Source organism: Nocardia sp. NPDC057227, from assembly GCF_042669725.1.
In the GTDB taxonomy this organism is placed as follows: Bacteria; Actinomycetota; Actinomycetes; order Mycobacteriales; family Mycobacteriaceae; genus Nocardia; species Nocardia asteroides_A.
The window spans coordinates 254413-261709 of sequence record NZ_JBHUXA010000010.1 but is presented as its reverse complement, the minus strand read 5'-3'; the positions used below and the strand labels follow the sequence as shown (position 1 = coordinate 261709).

7 protein-coding genes and 2 pseudogenes are annotated in these 7297 nt (G+C 70.6%); 4 read left to right on the top strand and 5 right to left on the bottom strand.

The window, feature by feature from the left end; translation table 11 throughout:
• From ACFUJ1_RS17020 to ACFUJ1_RS17005, 4 genes and pseudogenes are all read left to right on the top strand, one after another.
• A pseudogene (locus ACFUJ1_RS17020) lies at window positions 1-393 on the top strand (Rieske (2Fe-2S) protein); the annotation flags it as partial.
• A complete protein-coding gene (locus ACFUJ1_RS17015; RefSeq protein ID WP_378646556.1) occupies window positions 390-1010 on the top strand; it encodes a cysteine hydrolase in 621 nt (206 codons plus the stop codon). The pseudogene ACFUJ1_RS17020 and the gene ACFUJ1_RS17015, both read left to right, overlap by 4 nt.
• A 181-nt stretch (window positions 1011-1191) precedes the next feature.
• Window positions 1192-2340 carry an ATP/GTP-binding protein gene (locus tag ACFUJ1_RS17010; RefSeq protein ID WP_378646554.1) on the top strand — a complete coding sequence of 383 codons (1149 nt, stop codon included), beginning with the start codon at window positions 1192-1194 and terminating at the stop codon, window positions 2338-2340.
• Window positions 2341-2533: 193 nt separating this feature from the next.
• A pseudogene (locus ACFUJ1_RS17005) lies at window positions 2534-2761 on the top strand (TetR/AcrR family transcriptional regulator C-terminal ligand-binding domain-containing protein); the annotation flags it as partial.
• 1 nt (window position 2762) lies between these two features.
• On the opposite strand, the gene ACFUJ1_RS17000 reads toward ACFUJ1_RS17005, so the two are convergent.
• From ACFUJ1_RS17000 to ACFUJ1_RS16980, 5 genes are read right to left on the bottom strand one after another with little or no spacing between them, the layout of a single operon-like run.
• Complete coding sequence (locus ACFUJ1_RS17000; protein WP_378646552.1) at window positions 2763-3062, bottom strand: hypothetical protein; 300 nt, start codon at window positions 3060-3062, stop codon at window positions 2763-2765.
• Window positions 3059-4567: a class I adenylate-forming enzyme family protein gene (locus tag ACFUJ1_RS16995; RefSeq protein WP_378646550.1), complete on the bottom strand. Its 1509-nt coding sequence runs from the start codon at window positions 4565-4567 to the stop codon at window positions 3059-3061. The genes ACFUJ1_RS17000 and ACFUJ1_RS16995 overlap by 4 nt, the downstream gene beginning before the upstream one ends.
• A 54-nt stretch (window positions 4568-4621) precedes the next feature.
• Window positions 4622-5617 carry an NAD-dependent epimerase/dehydratase family protein gene (locus tag ACFUJ1_RS16990; RefSeq protein WP_378646548.1) on the bottom strand — a complete coding sequence of 332 codons (996 nt, stop codon included), beginning with the start codon at window positions 5615-5617 and terminating at the stop codon, window positions 4622-4624.
• On the bottom strand, window positions 5614-6054 hold the full coding sequence (locus ACFUJ1_RS16985; protein ID WP_378646546.1) for a nuclear transport factor 2 family protein: 441 nt from the start codon (window positions 6052-6054) through the stop codon (window positions 5614-5616). Before ACFUJ1_RS16985 ends, ACFUJ1_RS16990 begins: the two co-directional genes overlap by 4 nt.
• Before the next feature lie 12 nt (window positions 6055-6066).
• Window positions 6067-7287: a CaiB/BaiF CoA transferase family protein gene (locus ACFUJ1_RS16980; RefSeq protein ID WP_378646544.1), complete on the bottom strand. Its 1221-nt coding sequence runs from the start codon at window positions 7285-7287 to the stop codon at window positions 6067-6069.
• Window positions 7288-7297 lie beyond the last annotated feature (10 nt).

Genomic DNA, 7297 nt, shown 5'->3' with positions numbered 1-7297 from the left:
TGGCCCGACGTCCGCAGTGAAGACCCGGATGCCATGGCGCTGCGTATCCACGCGCAGATGTTCGGGCTCGGCGGCTCGATCAGCGCCTTCGAGGGCTCGTCCAACCACCGGCTCATCTTCGCCTCGACCCCCGTGGACGACGAGAGTTCGGATCTGTTCTACTCCATCTGGTGGCCCAAGTTGCCCGGTGACGAGGGTGACGTGCCGCCGCCGGAGGTGCAGGCGAAGGTGGAGCGGCAGTTCCTGATCACGGTGTGGGACGACCTGAGCATCTGGCGTTATCAGAAGTACGTCGAGCACCCGGCGCTCTCCCCGGCGGACGCTAAACCCTATATGTCGCTGCGCAAGTGGGCTCTCCAGTTCTACGACGTCCCCGCCGAGGCGCAGGTGTGAGCAGGCCACTGCCCGCCGAGCTCGTCGCCCCCGGCCGGACCGCGCTGATCACCCAGGAGCTACAGGGCGCGGTCGTCGGTCCAGCCGCCGGGCTGCCCGCGCTCGCGGCGGCCGCCCGCGCCGAGGCGCTGCCGAATATCGCCGCCCTGCTGCCCGCGGCCCGCGCCGCCGGGGTCACGGTCGTGCACTGCCTGGTCGAGCGCCGCGCCGACGGCCGCGGGTCCAACCACAATGCCGCGCTCTTCGCCCTCGGGCGGCGCGGCGTTGCCGTCACCCCGGGCAGCCCCGGCGCAGCGCTGCTGCCCGAGTTCGGGCCGGAGCCCGAGGATCTCGTGTCGACCCGCCGCCACGGCCTCGGCCCCATGGGCGGCACCGACCTCGACGCCACCCTGCGCAACCTCGGCATCCACACCCTCGTCGTCACCGGTGTCTCGCTGAACGTGGCGATTCCGAACCTGGTCATGGATGCGGTGAATCGCGCCTACGACGTCGTGCTGCCGCGTGACGCGGTCGCCGGGGTGCCCGCCGAGTACGGCGCCGCCGTCATCGCCAATTCCCTCGCCCTGCTCACCACGGTCACCACCACGGCCGAGCTGATCGAGGTGTGGTCGGGGTAGGCTTATTTTTGCCATGATTGCGTAGCATTTCCTCCCAGACGGCACAAAAACCGGCTGGGGGAAGAGGTGCTCCATGCTGTTGAAGTTTCGGGTAGCCAACTTCCGCTCGATCCGCGACGAGCACGAACTGTCCTTCGTCGCCACCAACCCGGACGAGGAGACGGCATGGCCGACCGGTGTGGTGGCCGGCGGCAAGGAGATCTCGCTCCTGTCGGTCGTCGGCATCTTCGGGGCGAATGCCTCCGGTAAGTCCAATATGCTGCAGGCTGTCCTCGCCATGCGGTCCGCCGTCGTGGACTCCGTGGCCGAGTGGGCGCGGCTCGATGGCATTCCGCGCGAGCCCTTCGCGCTCGATCCTGCGGCTCGCCAGGAGACCACGCTCTTCGAGGTCGATGTTCTGCTCGGTCCGCGCGGAGTGCGGTACACCTACGGTTTCGAGCTCTCCGACGAGCGGGTCGAGGCCGAGTGGCTGCACGCCTACCCCGAAGGCCACAAACAGGTCTGGTTCGATCGCCAGGCCGATCGCGAAGACGGTGATGAATTCCGCTTCCCGAACTCGAACCTGCGGGAAGGTAAGCGGCTCACCGAACTCACCAGACCGAACGCACTGCTCCTCACGGTCGGGGCGAGTTTCAACCACAAGCAGCTCGGTGCGGTGCATCGGTGGTTTCTCGAGGATCTGCGGCTGGTCACGTCGGATCGCGACGTCCGGAGCCGCAGTGCCCATACCCGTGATCGGCTGATCGACGGGCGGTACCGCGAGCAGATCGAGGCTCTGCTGGTCGCAGCCGACCTGGGGATAGTCGGTTTGGCGATCGATAGTTCCCTGCCGAGGGAGAAGCGGGTTCGGCTCTTGCATCGGACGCGGGAGGGCGCACCGGTCCCGCTCGATTTCTTGTCCCAGGAATCGCTCGGGACGCACGCCTGGTTCGCCTTTCTCGGGCCCGCGCTCGACGTGCTCGCGAGCGGCGCGGTTCTGCTGGCCGATGAACTCGACGCCAGCCTGCACCCGCTGCTGGCCGCCGAGCTGATCGGCATGTTCCAGGACCCCGAGGCCAACCCGAATCGGGCCCAATTGCTGTTCACCACCCACGATGCGACGCTGCTCGGCACCGCGGCGGCCGGTCGGCCGCTCGGCCGCGAACAGGTTCGGGTGACGGCCAAGAGGGCCACGGGGGAGACCGAGTTGTATCCGCTCACCGACGCCCATCCGCGCAGGGACGAGAATCTGGAGCGGGGTTATCTGCGCGGCCGCTACGGCGGGGTGCCGCGGGTGATGACCGGTGAAGTGGCCCGTGAGGTCGCGCAGCTCCGGGCGGTGGACGACTGAGCCGGAAACGCCGCAGCGATCCGAATGCTGAGCGGTCGGTGCATCCGCTACCGGGGCGCTCCCGTGCCGTCCGGCTCTCCTATGTCGCCGTCGAGGGCGAGAAAAGACCGAGCCCGACTGTCTCGCTCATCTTCAGAGGAGTCACGGCGAGGGTTCGGGTTCCGGATTCACCCGTTGTTCCTCGGGGCTCGCCGCCCGCCTCTCGGAGGTCTCCCTCGCCCGGCAGCGAGCCGTGCTCGAGGAGGTGCTGAACCGGGCCGTCGCGCGCCGCGAACTCGTCGACACCCCCGACCCGCTCATACTGCACGCCCTGGTGGTCGGCCCGCTCTTCGTCTGGCTCTTCGTACTCGGTGGCCCGCCCGAGAACGTGCAGACCCTGGTCGACGCGGTGGTCACCGGGGTGTTGGCCGTGCTGCGGTAGCTCAGTCGCTGGAGGGCAGCTGGGCTGCCTGCTTGAGCCCCAGCGGAATGCCGTCGACGGCGAGGCTGCCCGCACCCGCCCGAGTGACGAGCAGTTCGGCGCCGCTCTCGTGGGCGTACCGCTTGCCCAGCACCGTGCCCTCGGCGAAGTCCGGGTCGAGGACGGCACCGGCCTGCTCGGCGCCGAGGGCGGCCAGCGGCGCGCCGCCGCAGGTCAGGGCGGCGAGCGCGGGGGTGGACTTGACCACGATGACCTGGGTGTCGCACACCTGGCTGGCCAGGCGGGTTCCGTTCCTGATCACACTGTCTCCTTGTCGATGGCGGTGAACTCCGCGACCAGGTCGCGGCGCAGGATCTTGCCGGTCGGGGTGACCGGGAGCTCGTCGCGGAAGACGACGCGGTCGGGGGTGCGGGAGCCGCGCAGGGTGGCGCGGACGTGGGCGCGCAGCTCATCGGGGTCGGCCACGGCGCCGTCCGCCGGGACGACGACGGCGAGGATGATCTGGCCCCATTCGGGGTCGGGCACGCCGACGACGGCCACTTCGCGCACCGCTGGATGTTCGACCAGCACATCCTCGAGTTCGGCGGGGGCGATGTTCTCGCCACCGCGGATGATGGTGTCGTCGGAGCGGCCGCCGAGGAACAGGTAGCCCTCAGCGTCGAGTTCGGCGAGGTCGCGGGTGGGGAACCAGCCCTCGGCGTCGAGTACCGAGCCGATGCCGGTGTAGTTGCCCGAGACCTGCGGGCCGCGCACGAACAGCTCGCCGGTGGTGCCGGGGCCGAGCGCCGCGCCGGACTCGTCGCGGATCTGCAGCTCCACACCCGGCACCGCGCGCCCGACCGAGCCGAGCCGCCGGACGATGGCGGGATCATCCGAGGCCGCGGCGATCCGGTGGTCCTCGGGCGTGAGGACGGCGATGGTCGAACTGGTCTCGGTGAGTCCGTAGGCATTGACCAGTCCGACGGACGGCAGCAGCGCCATGGTCCGGCGCACCAGGGGGAGCGGTGCTTTCGCGCCGCCGTAGGCCAGGGTGCGCAGGGCGGGCAGCTCGGTGGGGTGCGCGGTGAGTTCGGTGACTATCCGGTCCAGCATGGTCGGGACGACGGTGGCGTTGGTGACGTGTTCTTCCCGGACCAGCCGGACCCAGTCGCGCGGGTCGAACCGGGGCAGGTAGACGATCCTGCGCCCCGCGTACAGGTTCGACAACGCGGCCCCGACCCCGGCGATGTGGTAGGGCGGGACGCAGACGAGCACCGCGTCCCCCGACTCGGCGGACGCGAAATCCACCGTGCCGGTGACGTATTCGGTGAGATTGGCGTGGGTCAGCTCGACCGCCTTCGGCTGCGCGGTCGTTCCGGAGGTGAACAGCACCACCGCCACGTCGTCCGGGTCGGGGAAGACCGGCTCGGAGGGGGCGGCGTGCGCCCGGGCGGTGGCCAGTAACAACGCGGTGTCCACCACCTGCTGGCCGGCGCCGCGCATCACCTCGGCGTACTCGCGATCGGCCACCACCAGCGGCGCGGGCAGCCGGTCGACGAGTTCGTGCAGCGCGGCCGCGCCGAGCCGGTAGTTCAGCGGGGTGAAGGGCAGACCGGCGCGGGCGCTCGCGAAGAGCAGCAGGGGGAGCGCGAGCCCGCCGGTGCCGACGTAGGCGACGTGCCGCACCTGCGACTCGAGCAGGAATCCGGCCGCTCGATCGGCCATGGCGTCCAGTTCGGAAACGGTGACCGACGCATTGTCGGCATTGACCGCCACGCGCTCCGGATCGCCGGAGACGGCCATGTCGAGCAGCAGCGACAGGCTCATCGCGGCACCGTCGGAAGGGGGGTGACGAGGGGCATGGTGACTGTCCTTCGAATGTCAGGAATGGAGTACGCGGTCGCGCCTGCGCCCGACGACGAAGCGGGCGGCGCGCTCGATGGCCGCCGCGGCGGAACCCGGCCGCCAGCCCAGCTCCCGCTCGGCTTTGCCGTGGTCGAGCGGCGCGGTGCGGCGGAGCAGGTGCACCGCGGTCGCGTTCAGGACGATGTCGCGGCGCAGCAGCCGCGCGGCGAGCGAACCGGTGCGTCCGGCCGCCACCAGCGCGAACTGCGGGATACCGAAGCGCGGTGGCAAAACGCCCCCGGCCGCGGCGGCGAGACGGTAGATCTCCCGCTGAGCGAGAAAGCGCTCGGAGACGATGTAGCGCTCGCCCGGCCGCCCGTGCTCCGCGGCGAGCAGCAGGGCACGCGCGGCGTCCTCGACATCGACCACTTCGGAGCCGACCCCGCGGAAGTACACCGGCATCCGGCCGAGCGCCGCGAGCGCGACCAGCGAGCCGTGCGGCGTCGGCTGCCAGTCACCGGTGCCGTAGGTATTGGCGACGCACAGCGCCACCGCGGGCAGCCCGGACCCGAGCACGAGCTCCTCGGCCGCCCGCCGCGACCGGATGTAATCGCCCCCGTCCCAGTCGAACGGCGTGTCCTCGGTGGCGGGCACGCGCCCGTCACCGAGCGCGATTGTGCCGATGGTGCTGGTGAACACGAAGCGTCGCAGCCGCGCCTCGGCCGCGATCCCCAGTACCCCGCGCAGCCCCTCGACATTGGTGCGGAACAGCGGGGCCGGGTCGCGCAGCCAGGCGCGGGTGTCGACGACGCAGTAGTAGACGACCTCGCAGCCGTCCATGGCGGCGCGCACCGCGTCCTCGTCGAAGATGTCCCCGTAGTGCCGCTCGACGTCGAGATCATCGATCCCGCGAGTGGGGCTCGTCTCGCGCAGCAGCACCCGGACCCGATCCCCGCGCGCGACGAGCTGCCTGGTGACGTGCGACCCGAGAAACCCGCTGGCGCCCATGACCAGCACCGGCGCGGCGCTCATCGGGGCAGTTCGAGCAGGGTCCGAGTCAGCTCGAGCGTCGCGATCGTCCACCGCCCGTCCGCTTTGACGTAGCTCTCGTGGTAGTGCCCGGCACCGCTGACCTTCTGCCCACCGGGATAGAGCAGCCGGTCCTCCATCGCCCAGACCCCGGTGGCGGTGGTGGCGGAGGTGAGTTCGAGTTCCGCGGTGTGGCAGTGGTGCATGGTGGCCGCGCCGTTCAGGCTCGCGGTCACCCCGGCGACGAACTCGTCGGCGCTGTCGTAGGTGAGTGCGGGCGGTGCCTCCGGCCCGGGCGCGGTGATCGCCACCCGGACCTTCAGGTCGTCGCGCAGCAGTGCCCGCCAGCCCGCGAAGTCGCGGGTGTCGAGCAGGCGGCAGTAGCGGGCCTTGAGGTTGCGCAGCGCTTCCAGCTCTACGACGGTGGTGAGGGGATCCATGGGATCTTTCTCCTAGAGAACGGCGCCGGATTCCTTGGCGGCGATGATTTGATCCCAGTCCATTCCGAGCTCGAGCAGGATCTCCTCCGTGTGCTGGCCGTACTCGGGGGCGCGGGTGGGCGCGGGCGGGGTCTCGTCGAACTGGACCGGTGCGGCCACCGTGCGGAACTGCTCGCCCGCGTCGTCGGTGAGGGTCAGGAAGTAGCCGTTGGCCTGGGCCTGCGGATCATCGAGGACCTCGCGGGGGGTGGCGATGGTGGCCCACACGCCGGGCTCGTCGGCGAGCGCCTTCTGCCAGTCGGCGAGGTCGCGCTCGGCGAAGGTGCGGCGCAGTTCGACGGTGGCCGCCTCCTGGTTGACGACGAGGTTCGCCAGTGGGACGAAACGCTCGTCGGTGCCGAGGTCGGGGCGGCCGATGCGGGCGCAGAAGCCGGGCCAGAAGCGGTCCGCCTGCAGCAGCACCAGCTGGACCCAGCGGCCGTCGCGGGTGCGGTAGCGGTTCACCGCGGGGTTGGGGGCGGTGCCCGCGTTGCCGACCGGGATGCGGTCGATGCCGAAATAGTCGGCGGCGGCGATATCGGGGGCCACCGCCCACATGCCCTGCGCCAGCAGGGAACTGTCGACGATCGGGGCGTGCCCGGTGCGCTCCCGGTGGAAGAGCGCAGCGGTGATGCCGCCCGCCAGCGTGATGCCGCCCTGCAGGTCGCCGAAGGCCGGGGTCTGGGTCACCGGGAACTCCTGATCGGCAACGGTGAGCGCGTGCGCCACACCTGCCCTGGCCAGGTAGCTGGCAGCGTCGAAGCCACCGCGGTCCTTCTCCGGCCCCCGGCTGCCCTGCCCGCTGCCCCGCGCGATGATCACCTTCGGGTTGAACTCGCGGATCTGCTCCACGGTCAGCCCGGCGCGCTCGAGCGGAGCGGGCAGCCAGTTGGTGAGGAAGACGTCGGCGCGGGCGATGAGCTCGCCGAAGATCCGCCTGCCCTCCGCGGACTTGATGTCCACCCCGATGCTGCGCTTGCCGTGGTTGCCGATCTCCATCATCACGCTGGCGCGCACCCTGGCGTCGGTGGGATCGAGGCCGCCGATGGTGAGGTAGCGGCAGGGGTCACCGCCGCGGGTGTCCTCGATCTTGATTACCTGCGCACCCCAGTCGGCCAGGGCCGCGCCCGCACTCGGGACATAGGTCCACGAGGCCAGCTCCACTACCCGCACACCGTCGAGCAGACCTGACATCGCCGCTCCT